19 protein-coding genes are annotated in these 16,355 nt (G+C 41.1%); 15 read left to right on the top strand and 4 right to left on the bottom strand.

The annotated features are described in order from the left end of the window. Positions 1–77: 77 nt before the first annotated feature. The 10 genes from panB to ACN6NB_RS09980 all read left to right on the top strand — a co-directional run bounded on the left by panB (position 78) and on the right by ACN6NB_RS09980 (position 9,262). Positions 78–917, top strand: coding sequence for a 3-methyl-2-oxobutanoate hydroxymethyltransferase (gene panB, locus ACN6NB_RS10025; protein ID WP_024422781.1), 840 nt, complete (start codon positions 78–80; stop codon positions 915–917). Further along, positions 914–1,780 (top strand): pantoate--beta-alanine ligase, encoded by an 867-nt coding sequence (gene panC, locus ACN6NB_RS10020; RefSeq protein ID WP_064497521.1) that lies wholly within the window; start codon positions 914–916, stop codon positions 1,778–1,780. Before panB ends, panC begins: the two co-directional genes overlap by 4 nt. Continuing rightward, complete coding sequence (gene panD / locus ACN6NB_RS10015; protein WP_024422780.1) at positions 1,773–2,156, top strand: aspartate 1-decarboxylase; 384 nt, start codon at positions 1,773–1,775, stop codon at positions 2,154–2,156. Before panC ends, panD begins: the two co-directional genes overlap by 8 nt. Positions 2,157–2,270: 114 nt before the next feature. Further along, on the top strand, positions 2,271–5,063 hold the full coding sequence (gene dinG, locus ACN6NB_RS10010) for an ATP-dependent DNA helicase DinG (RefSeq protein ID WP_064497520.1): 2,793 nt from the start codon (positions 2,271–2,273) through the stop codon (positions 5,061–5,063). A gap of 132 nt (positions 5,064–5,195) precedes the next feature. Then, on the top strand, positions 5,196–5,366 hold the full coding sequence (locus ACN6NB_RS10005; RefSeq protein WP_064497519.1) for a YpmA family protein: 171 nt from the start codon (positions 5,196–5,198) through the stop codon (positions 5,364–5,366). 12 nt (positions 5,367–5,378) lie between these two features. Beyond that, positions 5,379–5,864 carry a cell wall elongation/penicillin-binding protein regulator TseB gene (gene tseB / locus ACN6NB_RS10000; protein ID WP_039179489.1) on the top strand — a complete coding sequence of 162 codons (486 nt, stop codon included), beginning with the start codon at positions 5,379–5,381 and terminating at the stop codon, positions 5,862–5,864. Positions 5,865–5,979: 115 nt separating this feature from the next. Continuing rightward, entirely contained in the window at positions 5,980–7,272 is a 1,293-nt protein-coding gene (asnS, locus tag ACN6NB_RS09995) for an asparagine--tRNA ligase (protein ID WP_126681651.1), read from the top strand. A gap of 99 nt (positions 7,273–7,371) precedes the next feature. Beyond that, positions 7,372–8,076, top strand: a complete 705-nt coding sequence (locus tag ACN6NB_RS09990) for a DnaD domain-containing protein (protein WP_064497517.1) — start codon at positions 7,372–7,374, stop codon at positions 8,074–8,076. 17 nt (positions 8,077–8,093) lie between these two features. Then, positions 8,094–8,756, top strand: a complete 663-nt coding sequence (nth, locus tag ACN6NB_RS09985) for an endonuclease III (protein WP_024422776.1) — start codon at positions 8,094–8,096, stop codon at positions 8,754–8,756. Next, complete coding sequence (locus ACN6NB_RS09980) at positions 8,753–9,262, top strand: YpoC family protein (RefSeq protein ID WP_064497516.1); 510 nt, start codon at positions 8,753–8,755, stop codon at positions 9,260–9,262. The genes nth and ACN6NB_RS09980 overlap by 4 nt, the downstream gene beginning before the upstream one ends. Before the next feature lie 36 nt (positions 9,263–9,298). On the opposite strand, the gene ACN6NB_RS09975 is transcribed toward ACN6NB_RS09980, so the two are convergent. Next, on the bottom strand, positions 9,299–12,013 hold the full coding sequence (locus tag ACN6NB_RS09975) for a PBP1A family penicillin-binding protein (RefSeq protein WP_144490267.1): 2,715 nt from the start codon (positions 12,011–12,013) through the stop codon (positions 9,299–9,301). Positions 12,014–12,032: 19 nt separating this feature from the next. Continuing rightward, positions 12,033–12,668: a Holliday junction resolvase RecU gene (gene recU, locus ACN6NB_RS09970; protein ID WP_058837936.1), complete on the bottom strand. Its 636-nt coding sequence runs from the start codon at positions 12,666–12,668 to the stop codon at positions 12,033–12,035. Positions 12,669–12,714: 46 nt separating this feature from the next. Between recU and ACN6NB_RS09965 the strand changes: the two genes are divergently transcribed. After that, the gene (locus ACN6NB_RS09965) at positions 12,715–13,671 is read left to right on the top strand and encodes a DUF2515 domain-containing protein (protein ID WP_039179474.1); all 957 of its coding nucleotides are present in this window, start codon (positions 12,715–12,717) and stop codon (positions 13,669–13,671) included. 24 nt (positions 13,672–13,695) lie between these two features. Here ACN6NB_RS09965 and sspM read toward each other — a convergent pair whose 3' ends face one another. After that, positions 13,696–13,800 (bottom strand): acid-soluble spore protein SspM, encoded by a 105-nt coding sequence (sspM, locus tag ACN6NB_RS09960; RefSeq protein ID WP_039179471.1) that lies wholly within the window; start codon positions 13,798–13,800, stop codon positions 13,696–13,698. Positions 13,801–13,997: 197 nt separating this feature from the next. On the opposite strand from sspM, the gene ACN6NB_RS09955 reads away from it, so the two are divergent. From ACN6NB_RS09955 to ACN6NB_RS09945, 3 genes are all read left to right on the top strand, one after another. Then, on the top strand, positions 13,998–14,231 hold the full coding sequence (locus ACN6NB_RS09955; protein ID WP_224928722.1) for a DUF5446 family protein: 234 nt from the start codon (positions 13,998–14,000) through the stop codon (positions 14,229–14,231). A 49-nt stretch (positions 14,232–14,280) separates the two neighbouring features. Continuing rightward, positions 14,281–14,661 carry a YppE family protein gene (locus tag ACN6NB_RS09950; protein ID WP_235354764.1) on the top strand — a complete coding sequence of 127 codons (381 nt, stop codon included), beginning with the start codon at positions 14,281–14,283 and terminating at the stop codon, positions 14,659–14,661. A gap of 108 nt (positions 14,662–14,769) precedes the next feature. Then, positions 14,770–15,222 (top strand): YppG family protein, encoded by a 453-nt coding sequence (locus ACN6NB_RS09945; protein ID WP_039179462.1) that lies wholly within the window; start codon positions 14,770–14,772, stop codon positions 15,220–15,222. 20 nt (positions 15,223–15,242) lie between these two features. Here the strand turns inward: ACN6NB_RS09945 and ACN6NB_RS09940 are convergent, their stop codons facing one another. Next, positions 15,243–15,662, bottom strand: a complete 420-nt coding sequence (locus ACN6NB_RS09940) for an Hsp20/alpha crystallin family protein (protein ID WP_474253340.1) — start codon at positions 15,660–15,662, stop codon at positions 15,243–15,245. Between the two features lie 169 nt (positions 15,663–15,831). On the opposite strand from ACN6NB_RS09940, the gene ACN6NB_RS09935 reads away from it, so the two are divergent. After that, positions 15,832–16,338 (top strand): PTS sugar transporter subunit IIA, encoded by a 507-nt coding sequence (locus ACN6NB_RS09935; RefSeq protein ID WP_039183169.1) that lies wholly within the window; start codon positions 15,832–15,834, stop codon positions 16,336–16,338. Positions 16,339–16,355: the final 17 nt, after the last annotated feature.

The following is a 16,355-nucleotide window of genomic DNA, read 5'->3' as shown; positions in this document are numbered from 1 at the left end:
GATGATTCGCCGCACATGAGAAATCAAAGCATGTGATGTGAGGCAAGCCATTTCCTCTCCAGAATGAGGAGGAACAAATGAAGACAAAGCTAGATTTTTTCAAAATGAAAGAACAAAATGAACCTATTGTGATGCTGACTGCATACGACTATCCAGCTGCAAAGCAAGCGGAAAAAGCGGAAGTCGACATGATCTTAGTTGGTGATTCACTTGGGATGGTTGTACTTGGACTAGATTCCACAGTTCAAGTCACGATGGATGATATGATCCATCACACCAAAGCAGTGAAAAGAGGCGCAAAAGACACATTTGTTGTGACTGATATGCCATTTATGTCTTACCATTATTCGTTAGAAGAAACAATGAAAAATGCAGCACGCATCATGCAAGAAAGCGGTGCCGATGCCTTAAAGCTAGAAGGCGGAGATGGAGTATTTGAATCCATTCAAGCTCTAACAAGAGGCGGCATTCCTGTCGTCAGTCATTTAGGCCTCACACCTCAATCTGTTGGTGTACTTGGCGGGTATAAGGTGCAAGGAAAAGACCACGAAAGTGCTCAAAAATTGATTGAAGACAGCTTGAAATGTGAGGAAGCTGGTGCAATCGCACTTGTGCTGGAATGCGTACCTGGCGAACTGACAAAACGAATTACCGACATGCTGAAGATTCCTGTGATCGGAATTGGTGCAGGAGCTGAGGCAGACGGACAAGTTCTTGTTTACCATGATGTGGTAGGATACGGGGTGTCTAGAACACCTAAGTTTGTGAAACAATACGCGCAAATTGATACTGTTTTAGAAGAAGCGCTCATTCAATATACAAAAGAAGTAAAAGCACGCACATTTCCAGAGGACATGCACACGTTTCATATCAAAGAAGAAGTCCTTGATGGCTTATATGGGGGAATCAAAAAATGAACGTTGTCACCCATATTCACGAGCTAAAAGAATTAATCAAGCAGCATCAAGATAAGCAGCATTCCATCGGTTTTGTTCCAACGATGGGCTTTCTTCATGAAGGACATCTGACGCTTGCGAAGGAGGCAAGAGGACAAAATGACATTGTCGTGATGAGTATTTTTGTCAATCCTTTGCAATTTGGACCAAATGAAGACTTTGAATCCTATCCAAGGGATATGGAAAGAGACCAGCGTCTTGCAGAATCAGCAGGAGTGGACATTTTATTTACACCTGATGTGAAGGAAATGTACCAAAATGAACCATCTATTACGATGACGGTTCAAAAGCGGACGGATGTCTTATGCGGGAAAAAACGGCCAGGACATTTTGACGGTGTTGTCACTGTGCTTACAAAGCTGTTTCATCTTGTGTCACCAACAAATGTCTACTTTGGTCTAAAGGATGCACAGCAAGTCGCTGTGATCGATGCGATGATCAAGGATTTCTTCTTTGATCTTCACCTTGTATCTGTACCAACAGTCAGAGAAGAAGACGGTTTAGCGAAAAGCTCAAGGAATGTGTACTTGTCAGAAAAAGAAAGACAAGAAGCACCTGCTTTATACCGCGCATTAACAAAAGGACGGTCAGCTGTTGAAAAAGGTGAACGTGATGTCAGCCGTGTGTATCAGCTGATTGAAGAGGAACTTGTTCAGACGAGCGGGGAAATTGATTATATTGAGATCTACTCATATCCAGAACTTGAGCCGCTTGAACAGTTAGCAGGTCAAGTCATTATGGCGATTGCGGTGAAATTTTCACGGGCAAGACTGATTGATAATGTGATTTTCCATGTTCCTGAAAGCGGTGAAAAACATGTATAGAACCTTTATGACATCTAAGCTTCATAAAGCGACGGTAACAGAAGCAAACTTACATTATGTAGGAAGTATTACAATTGACGAAGATTTACTTGATGCGGCAGGTATGATGGCAAATGAGAAAGTACAAATTGTTAATAATCATAATGGCGCGAGACTTGAAACATATATTATTCCTGGCGAAAGAAAGAGCGGTGTCATTTGTCTAAATGGGGCGGCGGCGAGATTGGTTCAGCCAGGGGATGAAGTCATTATTATCGCTTATGGGATGCTGTCAGAAGAAGAAGCAAAGACACATACACCAAAAGTGGTCGTGTTAAATAAACAAAATCAAATTGAACAAATGATTGGGCAAGAGCCTGCTAGAACGATTTTATAACGCAAGTTCCGTAGAAACAGAACAGTTTCAGGAAGAGAAGCTGTTCTGTTTCATCTATTTTGTCCAGAGCGTGTTTCACTTCAGGGTGAAACGAGGAATTGAGGTGTCCATTTTATGACCGATCAAAGGTTTGTTGTCGTTGATATTGAAACCACCGGGAATTCACCTAAAAAAGGTGATAAAATCATTCAAATAGCTGCGGTGGTCATTGAAAATGGACAAATTGTCGAACGGTATTCAAAATATGTGAACCCGGGAAAAGCAATCCCTGGATTTATTGAACAGCTGACAGGCATTCAGCAGCACATGGTTGACGATGCGGTGTTTTTTGAGGACATTGCCCAAGAGGTGTATGACCTCATACAGGGTGCTTATTTTGTTGCGCACAATGTTCATTTTGATTTGAATTTTTTAAATGATGAACTAAAAGCATGCGGGAAAAATGAGCTGGATGTGCTAGCAATTGATACAGTTGAGATTTCTAGAATTCTTTATCCTGAGCTTGAAGGTTATAAGCTCACTGAATTAAGTGAAGAGCTCATGCTTCCACATGACCACCCGCATAGGGCGGATAGTGATGCGGAAGTTACTGCCATGTTATTTTTAACTTTATTACATCAATTAAAACATACACCGCAAAATGTGCTGAAGCAGCTGCGCAGATTATCTTCTTATCTCCTAAGTGATATAGGGCTCTTAATTAAGCAGCTTGAAACGAGCCAAGCCAGCCTGGAAGATTCTTTGGTGGAAGTCGGCTCTTTTGCTGTAAAAGATGTCACCAATCCTATCAGTAGGGCGACACATTCAGTAGGTGAAGATGATGAAAAGCTGTTTGAGGAGATCAAAAAGAAACTTCCGCAAACGGTAGAAGGCTATGAGGTAAGAGAAGGCCAGCTTACGATGATGAATAAAGTGAGAGACGTGTTTCATGAACGAGCCTATGCATTAATTGAAGCGGCACCAGGTATTGGGAAAACGCTCGCTTACCTCATCCCAGCCGCTCTAGAAGCGAGGAAATCAGGAAAACCTGTCATTATTAGTACTTATTCCATCCTGTTGCAGCAGCAAATGTTTCAGCGCGATGTGCCGATGTTGAATCAACTGCTCCCGTTTGAGCCTGCTGCCTGTGTCTTTAAAGGCCGCGCGCATTATATTTGTTTAGATAAGTTTGAGCATGTGCTTCATGAGGAAGATGATAACTATGATGTGGTCTTAACGAAGGCGCAAATTTTAATGTGGCTCCTTGTAACGGAAACAGGTGATTTATCTGAACTGAATTTACCGTCAGGAGCCGCCAATATAAAAGACCGCATTTCCTGTGTACATATGCCGTTTACATCAAAAAAGCGCCGTTTTAAAGAGTATTGCTTTTATGAGCGCGCCAAAAAAAGGGCAAAAACAGCTGATTTAATTTTAACGAATCATCGTCTGCTTTTATCACAAACGGAGGCATCGTCTATCTTTCAGCATGCTGACGTATATGTGATAGACGAAGCCCATCAATTTGAGAAAACAGCCAATGAAACACTAGGGGATAGTGCGTCTTATATCCAGCTTCATGCGAAATTAACGCAGCTTGGCTCCTTGCAAGGCGGACTGTTAAAGAAACTGAAAAAGAGATTTCATCATGCAGGGTTACAGACGGACACATTTATTGAAATGGATGAGTATCTGAATCAGCTTCAAATGGAAAGTGATGCTTTCTTTAGCACCGTTCATTCATTTGTGAAAAGGACAAAACCAAAAGCCGACATCAATCGTCTCATTCATAGAGTACGTCATCATTCAAAGCATGCTCAGTGGAAACGGATTAAAGAAACGGCAAGTAAACTTTGTTCCTTGTTAATTGCTTGTGAGAAGCTGTATGAGCAGCAAAAAAACGAGCTTCTTCAAAAAAGTGAACAGCTGACAGAACACTTTGCCTTTGAAGCAGAGGAATACGACCAAGTCATGTCGTTTATGCATACTTTTTGCAGTACGCTTTACCGGTTTATCTTTGAACCGAAAAACGATGAAACGGTTTGGATTGAAATTGATGCAAAGGGCGCCAAAAACGCTGTCTTTATGCATGCACAGCCGTTAGATACTGGGGAGCTTTTGGCTGATCGTTTCTTTATGAACAAAAAGAGTGTCGTCCTTACATCAGGGACGCTTACGATCAATCACCGCTTTGATTATTGCTTGGAACGGTTTGGCCTGCAAGATTTTTACCCTCATCTTGTGCAAATTGATTCACCTTTCGAACTTGAAAAACAGCTCAAGGTCATTGTTCCGGCAGACATGCCGCCGATTACAAATCGTGATGAACGAGATTATGTAAAGCAAGCTGCGCAATATATTAAGATTATGGAAAAGCAGCAGCATGCAAAAATATTGGTTTTGTTTAATTCACATGAGATGTTAAAAGCAGTCTATGAAGAGCTAAAAACAGAAGGGATGCAGTCCGCCCTTTTTGCTCAAGGTCTGACAGGCGGAAGCCCCGTAAAATTAACGAAAATGTTCAAATTAGCAAAACAAGCTATTTTACTTGGTACGGGTAGCTTTTGGGAAGGTGTTGATTTTCCAGGCTCAGAGCTGACTACAGTCATCATGGCACGTCTTCCGTTCCGGCCGCCTGATTCTCCGCTCATTGAAGCAAAATGTGATGCAGCTAAAAAACAAGGGAAGAATCCATTTAAAGCCGTCGCTTTACCAGAAGCTGTGTTAACCTTTAAGCAAGGAGCTGGACGCTTGCTGCGCTCTGAAAAAGACATTGGCACATTGCTGATTTTAGACCGCCGAGTGAAAACCGCTTCATATGGAAAACTATTTTTAGAATCACTCCCTCATGCGCCAGTTCACGAGATGTCAAAAGAGTCACTTGAGGCGTATATAGAAAACCTTAACAACGAAAAGCCGCTGTCATAAGCGGCCTTTAGCTGGTGTGGGTTTGGAGTTAATTTATCGTAACGGTTTTTTGTGTTCCGTTGTAAAAATAGTATCGGTTCCCGTGCAGAAAAGTATGACTAACAATATTTACGTACCGAGGAGGAATTAGAAGTGGAAAGTAAAATAGAGGTACTTTCAACTGTTCAAATTAAGCATTCAGAAGACCTGTACAAAATCGTTGATGTATTGAACAGAACGCTTAAAAGAGAAGATCTCATGTTTGGATTAGCATTAGATCAAGAAGACCAAAATCAAGCGGTATTTACGATATATCGCACATAGGGGAAGCTTGACATGAAAAAAATAGTCTGGATTATTTCATCTGTAGTGGCTCTCGTTCTGCTCATTGGCATCATCAGCTTTACGTGGATTTATCAAATTGCCATGGGACAAAGAGAACAAGGGCATGAAGCAGCGATCGAACGAGCAAAAGAACAAGCAAACATCGTACAAGTGGAGCAAGTGGAAACCTTTGTCGGGAAAGAAAAGCAATTTATTGTTGAAGGGAAAAACAAACAGAATGAAACGACCTACGTTTGGGTTCCTGCCAGCAAAAAAGAAAAAGTGATCGCAAAAAAAGCAAAAGAAGGCATTACCTCGAATCAAGCAGTACAAGCCGTTCAAAAGGAGAACACGGTCTCTAAGCTAAAAGAAGTCAAATTAGCGAGAGAAGGTGACGTACTCCTTTGGGAAGTGACGTACTTAAATGAGAACAATCAATATAGCTTCAGCTATGTCGACTTTTCGACAGGACGTGTGGAAAAAAATTTAACACCGTAGTTTCTCCTGTCTTGCGTTGACCATGCTGATTTAGAACGGTTATAATAAAATGTATGAAAAAAGATTCACACCTGACAAATAGGTGAGTTTCTTTCTGGCTTTGGAGGGAATTATGTTGAAAACAACGATTAATCAAGTGTTCAAACACGTCGATCAAGAAGTAACCATCGGCGCATGGATTGCCAATAAACGTTCAAGCGGAAAAATTGCATTTTTGCAGTTGCGTGACGGGACAGGCTTTATTCAAGGAGTCGTAGTAAAAGCAGAAGTGGAAGAGGAAGTCTTTAAGCTTGCGAAATCAGTCACACAAGAAACATCTGTCTATGTGACAGGTCAAGTGACAAAAGATGAGCGTTCACCACTAGGTTTTGAATTACAAGTGAAATCCATTGAAGTGATTCATGAAGCGACAGATTACCCAATTACACCGAAAGAGCATGGAACAGAATTCTTAATGGATCACCGTCATTTATGGCTTCGTTCTAAAAAACAGCATGCCATTATGAAAATCCGTAACGAAATTATCCGTGCTACATATGAATACTTCCATCAAGAAGGTTTCGTGAAAGTAGATCCGCCAATTTTAACTGGAAGTGCACCTGAGGGCACAACGGAACTGTTTGCTACGAAATATTTTGATGAAGATGCGTACCTTTCTCAAAGTGGTCAGCTTTACATGGAAGCTGCAGCAATGGCACTCGGAAAAGTATTCTCATTTGGCCCAACATTTAGAGCAGAAAAATCTAAAACAAAACGTCATTTAATTGAGTTTTGGATGATCGAGCCTGAGATGGCTTTTGTCGAATTCAATGAAAACCTTGAGTATCAAGAAAATTATGTGTCTCATGTTGTTCAAAGTGTACTTGAAAACTGTAAAGTGGAGCTGCATACACTAGGTCGTGATACAGCGAAATTAGAAAACATCAAAGCACCATTCCCGCGCATCACTTACGATGAAGCGATTAAATTCTTGCAGGAAAAAGGCTATGATGATATCGAATGGGGAGATGATTTCGGAGCGCCTCACGAAACAGCGATTGCCGAAAGCTATGATAAACCAGTGTTTATCACTCATTACCCAACATCATTAAAACCGTTCTATATGCAGCCAGCACCAGATCGTGAAGATGTTGTCCTTTGTGCAGACTTGATTGCACCAGAAGGCTACGGAGAGATTATTGGCGGTTCTGAGCGTGTTCATGATTTAGAGCTTCTTGAAGCAAGATTGAAAGAACATGGGCTTGATCAGGAAACTTACAAATGGTATACAGAATTAAGACAATACGGTTCTGTACCGCATTCAGGTTTTGGTCTTGGACTTGAACGTACAGTTGCTTGGATTAGTGGAGCGCCGCATGTGCGTGAAACCATTCCTTTCCCAAGATTATTAAACCGTTTATACCCTTAAGACGTGAAAGCCTCCAACAAATGGAGGCTTTTTCAAACGTCTTTTTAGGGAGGCACGTGAAATAAAACGTGATATACTTAAAATGAAGAGGTGTATCCGATGAATAGGCAGCAATTTATAAATATGCAGCAAATGGGGGCGACAAGTTTGCCTAATTTGCTGATTGCTCATTATGAGCAGTTAGGACTGAATGAATCACAGATGATGGTCATGCTCAAGATTAAAATGAATGAAGAACAAGGTGTTTTCTTTCAAACATTTGAAGAGCTTTCTCATGGAATGACCATATCAGCGGAAGAGTGCGCGTATATGGTGCAGCATCTGATTCAAAAAGGATTTATCTCAATTCAGCCATTTGAAGACAGGTCTGGTATTCAGCATGACCGTTACTCAGTAGAACCTTTATGGGGCGTGCTGTATGACTTTTTAGAAACAAAACAGGCGAAAGAAGCTCAAAAACAACATGTGCAGGCAGAAAAATCTTTATATGCTTTATTTGAAGATGAATTCGGCAGACCGCTGTCTCCTCTTGAAGGAGAAACACTTTCGATCTGGATGGATCAAGACCATCATGATGCTGAAATGATTCGGCTAGCGCTAAGAGAAGCCGTTTTATCAGGGAAATTAAATTTCCGTTATATTGATCGAATTTTATTTGAGTGGAAAAAGAAAGGGCTGAAAACAGCGGAAGAAGCAAAAGAGCATAGCCAGCATTTCCGTTCTCAGCAGAAAACGCCACCTTCAAAAGAAGAGACGTCCACTTATAAACGACAAGTTCCTTTTTATAATTGGCTGGAACAATAACCAATAAAGGAGAAGGCATGTTATCAAAAAAACAAATCAATGAGTGTTTAGATATTATAGGAGATATGTTTCCAGAGGCTGAGTGTGAGCTTGTTCATGCCAATCCATTTGAGCTTGTGATTGCTGTTGCGCTCTCTGCTCAGTGTACAGACGTGCTTGTAAATAAAGTCACCAAAACGTTATTTCAAAAATATAAAACACCAGAAGACTATTTAAGTGTACCGCTTGAAGAACTGCAGCAAGATATTCGCTCGATTGGTCTTTATCGAAATAAGGCTAAAAACATTCAAAAGTTGAGCAAAATGCTGATTGAAGAATATGGCGGTGAAGTACCAAAGGACAGGGATGAGCTTGTCAAGCTTCCTGGGGTTGGCCGGAAAACAGCAAATGTCGTCGTTTCAGTCGCTTTTGGAGTACCGGCAATAGCAGTAGATACACATGTAGAACGAGTCAGCAAGCGTCTAGGCATCTGCCGCTGGAAGGATTCTGTGCTTGAAGTAGAGCAAACCTTGATGAAAAAGGTGCCAAAAGAAGATTGGTCTGTGACGCATCACCGCCTGATCTTTTTTGGGAGATATCATTGTAAGGCGCAGCGGCCGCAGTGCGAATCGTGTCCGCTTCTTGATATGTGCAGGGAAGGGCAGAAGAGGCTGAAAAAAGGACTGGTGAAGCTCGCATGAGCGGGGCAGCTGTTTTCACCTCATATGTCGAAAAGCTAAAAGAGAAAAAGGTAGAGATTAAAGGTGATCGAGTAGATATACTGAGAGCCAACCCGCTCGCATATGATCTATCTTCGGAACCTTTAACAGACGAGCTTCCATGGCAGGAAACAGAAGAATTTGTTCCTGTCATGTTCGAACTGTGGAACGAATTAAAAGAAAAAATGCTTCCTCGTTTCCAAACAAGGAAATCTCGCTGTGATGAAGATGATATGCTGCAAGGAATCGTCAGTATGATTGCGATGTTTTACTGGATCAAAGGGGAGAGTGTCCAAACCTTTGAATGGGAACTTATCAAGCAAGAGACATTTCCTGTTGTTCCGATTAATTGGACGGAACGTTTAGAGTTCATTTTGTTAAAACCTACTCAATATCACTGCTTTATTCAATTGGACGAGCTATACACGGAATTAAAAAAGCAGTATGGAAAATATGAAGCACTTAAGAAAATCAGACAGCAGCGTTAAAAAAAGCACTTGCCTCCTATGGCAAGTGCTTTTTCATTATTCATCTTCTTTACGAGAAGTAGAATTTGATGGCGAATTGGAACTTTGAGAGTTGGCTTTCGCATCATCTTTCTTTTTATCTTTATGATCAGTTTGTGAGTTGCTGTTCCCATTTGTACTGTCTGAGCCATCATCTGAAGAACCATTATTTCCGTTTTCGGTATTTCCGCCTTGGTCTTTATCCTTATCCTTATCTTGATCTTTTTTGTCATCAGGCTTTTGCTCATCAGTGCCAGGGGGCTGATTTTTGTTATCGTCTGTTTGGTCTGTCTGCTCGTCGTCAGGCTGCTGCGGTTCTTCTTCTTCTTTATTCTCATCATCCGCTTTTTCTTCTTCATCAGCGTCATCCTTAATGGTGAGGAAGGTAGAAGCCGCTTTACTTGTGACATCCTCTACAGTGGCTGTCACTTGGAATTTATATGTGGAGCCAGGCTTCACATCAGAGATGACCGCTTCTTTAGCAGAGCTGTTTTGAATCTCTTTATAGCCGCCATTATCAACCGCTTGCTTGACATTAAATGTAGCATCAGCGTCGTCAGAATAGCCCCAAGTCAGTGTAATGGATTTTTTCTCTTCATCATACACCGCTTTTAAGTCAGAAGGCTTATCGGCTTCTTTTTTCTCATATGTGTCAGACACTTTTGTTGGAACTGTTCCTTTAACAAAGTATTCTGTTGTCTTTTTGTCACTTGGTGTATTCGGTCCGGCTAATTTTGCTGGATCTGAACCTTTTTCAACCGTAGCTTCGACGACACTGTCTGGTTTTTCAAATGAGCCGCTTCCATCATCAATTTGAGAAATTAATCGCTGGAAGACGATTTTGGCAACACGCTGCTCGTAATCAGTCAGCCACATTTTACCGTCTGCATCTTTTGAATTACCGATTCCAGTCCAAACGGCTGCTGTATATTGCGGCGTATAACCGACAAACCACGAATCTTTCGCACCGCCGGAAGGGATATTGTATTTATTAATATCATCTTGTCTGAAGTTCGTTGTACCGGTTTTACCAGCTACTTGAACGTTCGGTACTTGTGCAAGTGTACCAGTTCCAGATTGAACAGCAGTTTTCAGCATGTCTGTGATCATAAATGCTGTGTAATCACTCATCGCTGCTTTCGAGTCCGGCGTAAGGTCAAGCTTTGTCCCGTCATTAAATTCAACAGATGTGACAGCGTGCGGTTCGTTATAGTATCCGTTATTACCGAATGCACTAAATGCTCCAGCCATTTTTAATGAAGACACACCATCTTCAAATCCACCAATTGAATAAGATTCTGGAATATCAGAAGGTAAGTCCATGCCTAAATTATTCGCAAATTGCGCGGCATTCGCTGAACCAGCTTCTTGGAATGCTTTGAGTGCAGGGATGTTACGTGATTGTGCCAAAGCACTTCTCATCGACATTTTCCCTAAATGTCTTCTATCAAAGTTGTTAATTGGTGTCCCATCTGAGTACGTATATGGTGCATCATCGATTTGCTGATATGTTGACCATTTTTTGTTTTCAATGACTGGGCCGTAATCTAAGATCGGTTTAATTGTGGACCCTGGCTGGCGTTTTGCATCTGTCGCATAGTTAAAGCCGCCGGCTGGTACATCACGTCCACCGCCAATGGCGCGTATTTCACCATTTTTCGTATCAAGCAGGGTGACACCCGCCTGCATACCTTTCGTAAATCCAACTGAATCTCCATTGATGATATCATCTAGGTGATCCTGTGCTTTTCGATCAAGTGATGTATAGATTTTTAATCCATCAGTTGATGCATCCACTTTGGCTTTTTTCTGTACTTCTTCCATCACTTCTTCAATGTAGGCAGAGTACTTACTAGAGTTTTGGCTCTTATATTTACTAGCTGAAACAACTGTCTTGTTGACAGGGGTTGCTTTTGCAACATCATAATCTTTTTCAGAAATATAGCCTTGTTTTTTCATAAGGCTTAAAACGATATTACGGCGTTTTTCCGCTGCCTCTGGGTGTTTCACTGGGTTATAGGCAGAAGGACTCTGCGGCATACCCGCAAGAGTGGCAGCCTGTGCAACGGTTAGTTTATTTAAATCTGTGACTCCGAAAAATTGTTCAGCTGCTTTCCCCACACCATAAGCATAAGGGGAGAAGAAAATACGGTTTAAATACATTTCTAAAATTTCATCTTTAGAGTATTTTTGCTCAAGCTGAATCGAGAGCCATACTTCCTGTACTTTCCGTTTTAACGTCTTTTGATTGCTCAGGAGGGAGTTTTTCACAACCTGCTGTGTAATTGTACTTCCGCCTTCAGCGCCAAAGCCGTCCTCAACGTTTGCGACAAGGGCACCGCCAATACGGATTGGGTCAATCCCGTGGTGCTTATAAAAACGTGCATCTTCAGTCGCAATAAATGCGTCTTTTACCACATCGGGTATATCTTTTATCGAGACATACGTTCTTTTTTCTGCACCAACTTCTGCAAACACTTTCTTGTCTTTATCATAAAGTTTTGAAGAGTATGGTGTTTTAAGCTTACTATCATCAATAGAAGGAGCGCTTGATGCAAAAACGGCAAAAGTTGTGATTCCGGCAACTAAACAAAGTAGACCGATCACGAGTAAAGATAAAAATATTTTTTTAAATAGACCTGCTTTCTTTTTGCCTTTTTTGTTCTTTTGCTTCTTATTGTTTTCTTGACTTGCTTTACGTCGCTGCTCACGACTTGTAAATTGATCAGACATCACATCTCAACCTTTCGTGTTAAACCTTTTTCGAACGTAATTGCTGCTTGCTTTCATCCGAAAAATGAAGTGTCTCCACTACTTTAATATAATCAATTCTTGGCGAATATCCAAGTGTCATTATGTGGCCAGCTTCCATTAATTCGTCTTTGCTAATGGATTTACGGCCGTTTTGCTTCTGCCGCTCCCAGAAGAAAAAGAGATCTGAAGCGGGCAAATAATAAACGGAGCCAAAAGCGGATATAATAACGAAACAAATGCCGCCTTGCTTTTCAACCTGTTTCATATGCTCAATTTGATGGTCGTGGAAATTTTTGAGCGGAAACGAGGTAGTGCTTTTGGTTTCCTTTGCTTCAAAATCGATATAGCGGCCTTTGTACACCCCGTTATAGTCTGTTGTGGAGGATTGTTTAAAATAGGCTTCTTTAATGACAGCAGCACTTCTTTTTGGATAATCCACATTCACAATTTGAACTGGGGTAGGCTTTTTATGAATGACTGCGATCCCGTTGACCAAATAATATTGGTTCGTTTCATTTAAATCAGCCTCAAGCGTCATCCCGCGGTTACTATAAGAGGATTCGCCGCTGATTCTTTTTTTTGTCCCAATTTGTTGAATGGGCTGATACGATTTTCCGTTTGGATACCGAATCATCAAGTTTCAGCCTCCTTTTAATGCATTTTGTATTGGAGAGATCACCATGTTGTCCCAAGAAGAGCACATCATCACTCAGCAAATTTTGCGTGAAACGAAAGCAAAAAATAAAGACAACCTGACGAGGACAAATGCTTACAAGCGGTTTTATGACCGGCATCCAGAGATGAAATGGTCGCTGCTCGCTTCCTTTGTCTCAAGAAATGCAGGGTGGTCCATGACAGATTTAAAGGGCGAACTCTTCCATCCAGGTTTAACGGATCAGCAGGGGCATCTTTTTTTCACAGCATATGAAAGAGCGAATTGGCTGATCTTTTCGGATGCTTATCCTCAGCTTCTTTTGTATGAATGGTCTAAGAGATGCAGTCAACCTTTGTTTCATCTGCTGCCTTATTTCTCCGTGTCTCGTTTTATGAGCGCTGAGTGGGAACATTTTTGGCTAAAGCGTGACACAGAGCGTCTGCTTTATGCACTCATCATAAATGAACAATATACTATACAATCTCCTATTATACAAAATCCTCTTCTGAAAAAGAATGTTTTTCACTCGATTCAATATCTTTTCAGCGAGTGGGGACATTTCCAAACCGTTGTTTTTCCAACGGTGGACGGGCATTTGTACGGCTTAACCATACGGAAGTTTTCCAATGTAAAGGAACGCATTACATTAGGTAAAAAACTAGCGAAACTATTATTTCGAGCCGATTTGTTTTCGGATTTTTATCATTTTTTGCATACCGTTCCGCATACTGGGTCTCGGTTTGATTTTGAGCCGTTTTTAGGGATCGCTAGAAGGTCAACACCTTTTCTTCGGACGGTTTATCCGGTGATGACACATTCATTAGACGATCAAAGGGAAGATTGGTTTCAAAAGAAATTGAGTCCATCTTTATTTGAGGCAGAGCCGCTGCCAAAGCAGATTGAGCTGACGGACTGGTATTTTCATAAAAAAAGACAGCTTCGTTTTCTTTTCTCATTAGAGCACTATTTTTTGCATAAATAAAAAGCAGGGGGTGCCTGCTTTTTTTTACGTAGATGGACGATTAGGACCGCCGAGCTTTTTATCAAGCTGATCTGTACTGTTTTCTTTCCCTTTTGGATTTTGCTCTTTTGGTGCTGGCTTCTTTTTCATGAAATCTACCTCCTTTTGTCCTTAGAATTTACACAATCGGACGCAATCATACAAAGAAGGACAAGCATCTGTCGAAAAGGAAGAAATAGCGCTTATCTACACTTAGATTGGCGATTTGCTTCTAGTTTTGTCATGTGTGAAGGAGGGTGAGAAAGAAAAGAGAATGTAACGAGAGACGATAAAGGAGGAATCTGATGATGAGCGAATTTGTATCAAAAGAATCCATTATGCAGTTGTTAGAGGAAATCGAGCGAAAAATTGATGCGGTGGAAGCAGAGCTGTCTCTTGCTGTGAATCAGACAAAACGTGCAGCGATAGAAGAGCAAGAACAAATCATTGACCGGCTTGAATCAGAAGTAAAGGACTGTGAAGTGAAGCTTCATGCAGCCGAGTATAAACTGGCGGCAAGACCGGCATATCACGCCGGATAGCTTTTATATTTGAGCAATAGGTAAACGTTTGATAGGATGGTTCATAGAGGTGAACACTTTGGATAATCAAACATTACTTGAACATACACAAAACTTGAGAATATGGATCGAAAAAGCGTATGAGCAGTACCAAAAGGGAAAGGCTGAAGAGGAGTACCCATCGTATGATTTTTATACGGATATTCAGCCGGCTGTTAATACATTTGATCAGAAAATGGAAGAGTGGCTCACCGCAGCTATCTCCTTTGTTCAACAGGTCAAACCTAGATATTTACACCAAGAACAGCTTGAAGCCGTAAAAGAAAATGGTAAAGAGGTTGTCCTGCAATCTTATTTTGGCAAACAGCATGCACCCCGTGTAAAAAATTTAGTTGAGTCAGTGGTTTACACACTGAACCTTTTAATAGAAGAAATCAAACAGCGCAGCTAAAGACATAATGCTGCGTTTTTCTTATGACTTCTTTAGGCACATCTTCTGCTTTTGATCATAATATATGAGTGACATCAATATGTGTTGAGAGCGAGAGGAGCGAGATAGATGTTCCCTTATTCAAACCAGCAGCCTTATGAATTCAATCAATTCAAGCAAAGGCCTTTTCCGTATTCAGAGATGCAGCAGCAGCCTCCGCAGCCTCCAGACTATTTCATGCCGCCATATCAAGGTGGAATGAACCAGGCACCATCTACTGTTTATCAGCCGCCTTATGGATACCAAGAAAATGTGCCGCCTATGCAGCCGCCTGAAGCGATGAATCCACCCCAAATGCAGCCGCCAGGCATGATGCCCATGCAGCAGCCTATGAACCCATATCCTTTGCCAAGACCGCAAAAACAGCAGCCTTCTCAGTTTAAAAGTGTGCTGTCGCAATTCAAAAAGACGAATGGGCAATACGATTTTAACAAAATGTTTGATACAGCTGGCCAAATGATGAGTACAATGAATCAAGTAGGCTCATTGGCGAAAGGATTTACAAGCATTTTTAAAGCATAGTTAAAACCCAATAGATCGATCTATTGGGTTGTTTGCTTTGGCGCAGATACACGAAGCGATTGATCTTTCCACACACTTTTCATTTTCGTTTCATCTATTTTTGCCGGCATTAAAATGGTTTTTGTAAAGCTTGAATACGAGGAAGTCGTATCCGTTTTGATTTTTTCCTGCACTGATAAGTGTAAATATTGAGCTTTTACTTCTAACGCAATGTCACCTTCGACAAAATGGTCTGGAAATTGAATCTCGATATACACCTTCTGTTCATCCTCTGTCACATCAGTCGTAATTGATGCAAGTGATTGCGATGTGGTCATGAGTGCCTCCGCACTATTTAATATCTCGTGAAACGGGGAGGATGCAAAAAATTGTTCAATCGCTTCATATAGGATATCTTCATTTGCCAGCAATTCATGTTTGTTTTCGCCATCTTGTTTCATTCGAATCACCTCTCATCTACAGCCTATGCAGAAAGGGCTCAGGCGGTTATCAATTGATGAGAGGAAAAAATTATGATTAAATAGTGTTGAATGAAGCAAGGTGTATAGGCGTAAAGTTTCTTGCACTAAATAGATTTAGGAAGCAAAGCTTGAAGGGAGCAAATTGACATTGCTGAAAAAATTATTCGGTTTCGGAAAAAACCAAGATGATGTAAAGGAAGAAGTCATTTATTCTCCAGTTGATGGAGAGTTAATGGATATGACTGATGTACCAGATCCCGTCTTTTCTCAAAAGATGATGGGAGACGGCGTAGCAGTAAAACCAAAAAGTGGGACGATTGTGTCACCAGTAGAGGGTGAAATCATTCAGCTCTTCCATACAAAACATGCAATTGGCATTCGAACACTCTCGGGGCTTGAGCTTCTGATTCATATCGGACTAGAAACAGTTGGGTTAAATGGTGAAGGATTTGAAGCGCACATTAAAGAAGGGGATAAAGTGAAAATCGGTGACCCTCTCATTACGTGTGATTTAGAACTGATTGAAGAGAAAGCATCAAGTACAGTGACACCGATTGTGATTATGAATGGTGACCTGGTCGAACGACTTGATAAAGAACCAAAAGGCTCTGTAGAAAAGCAGATGTCCAAGCTCTTTACAGTGAAAATGAAATAATTCATGAATAGAAAAAA

This window comes from Bacillus sp. 11B20 (assembly GCF_056098985.1).
The sequence above is the reverse complement of the archived record's forward strand: the minus strand, read 5'-3'. Positions and strand labels throughout refer to the sequence as shown.

Excerpts from the sequence above, each read along its gene's own strand:
- recU (WP_058837936.1), bottom strand. The coding sequence starts at position 12,668 with ATGATTCGGTATCCAAACGGAAAATCGTATCAGCCCATTCAACAAATT.
- ACN6NB_RS09940 (WP_474253340.1), bottom strand. The coding sequence starts at position 15,662 with ATGAAACAAGATGGCGAAAACAAACATGAATTGCTGGCAAATGAAGAT.
- ACN6NB_RS09990 (WP_064497517.1), top strand. The coding sequence starts at position 7,372 with ATGAATAGGCAGCAATTTATAAATATGCAGCAAATGGGGGCGACAAGT.
- panC (WP_064497521.1), top strand. The coding sequence starts at position 914 with ATGAACGTTGTCACCCATATTCACGAGCTAAAAGAATTAATCAAGCAG.
- ACN6NB_RS09975 (WP_144490267.1), bottom strand. The coding sequence starts at position 12,013 with ATGTCTGATCAATTTACAAGTCGTGAGCAGCGACGTAAAGCAAGTCAA.
- ACN6NB_RS09965 (WP_039179474.1), top strand. The coding sequence starts at position 12,715 with ATGTTGTCCCAAGAAGAGCACATCATCACTCAGCAAATTTTGCGTGAA.
- ACN6NB_RS09955 (WP_224928722.1), top strand. The coding sequence starts at position 13,998 with ATGAGCGAATTTGTATCAAAAGAATCCATTATGCAGTTGTTAGAGGAA.
- sspM (WP_039179471.1), bottom strand. The coding sequence starts at position 13,800 with ATGAAAAAGAAGCCAGCACCAAAAGAGCAAAATCCAAAAGGGAAAGAA.
- ACN6NB_RS09945 (WP_039179462.1), top strand. The coding sequence starts at position 14,770 with ATGTTCCCTTATTCAAACCAGCAGCCTTATGAATTCAATCAATTCAAG.
- nth (WP_024422776.1), top strand. The coding sequence starts at position 8,094 with ATGTTATCAAAAAAACAAATCAATGAGTGTTTAGATATTATAGGAGAT.
- panD (WP_024422780.1), top strand. The coding sequence starts at position 1,773 with ATGTATAGAACCTTTATGACATCTAAGCTTCATAAAGCGACGGTAACA.
- panB (WP_024422781.1), top strand. The coding sequence starts at position 78 with ATGAAGACAAAGCTAGATTTTTTCAAAATGAAAGAACAAAATGAACCT.
- ACN6NB_RS09980 (WP_064497516.1), top strand. The coding sequence starts at position 8,753 with ATGAGCGGGGCAGCTGTTTTCACCTCATATGTCGAAAAGCTAAAAGAG.
- dinG (WP_064497520.1), top strand. The coding sequence starts at position 2,271 with ATGACCGATCAAAGGTTTGTTGTCGTTGATATTGAAACCACCGGGAAT.
- tseB (WP_039179489.1), top strand. The coding sequence starts at position 5,379 with ATGAAAAAAATAGTCTGGATTATTTCATCTGTAGTGGCTCTCGTTCTG.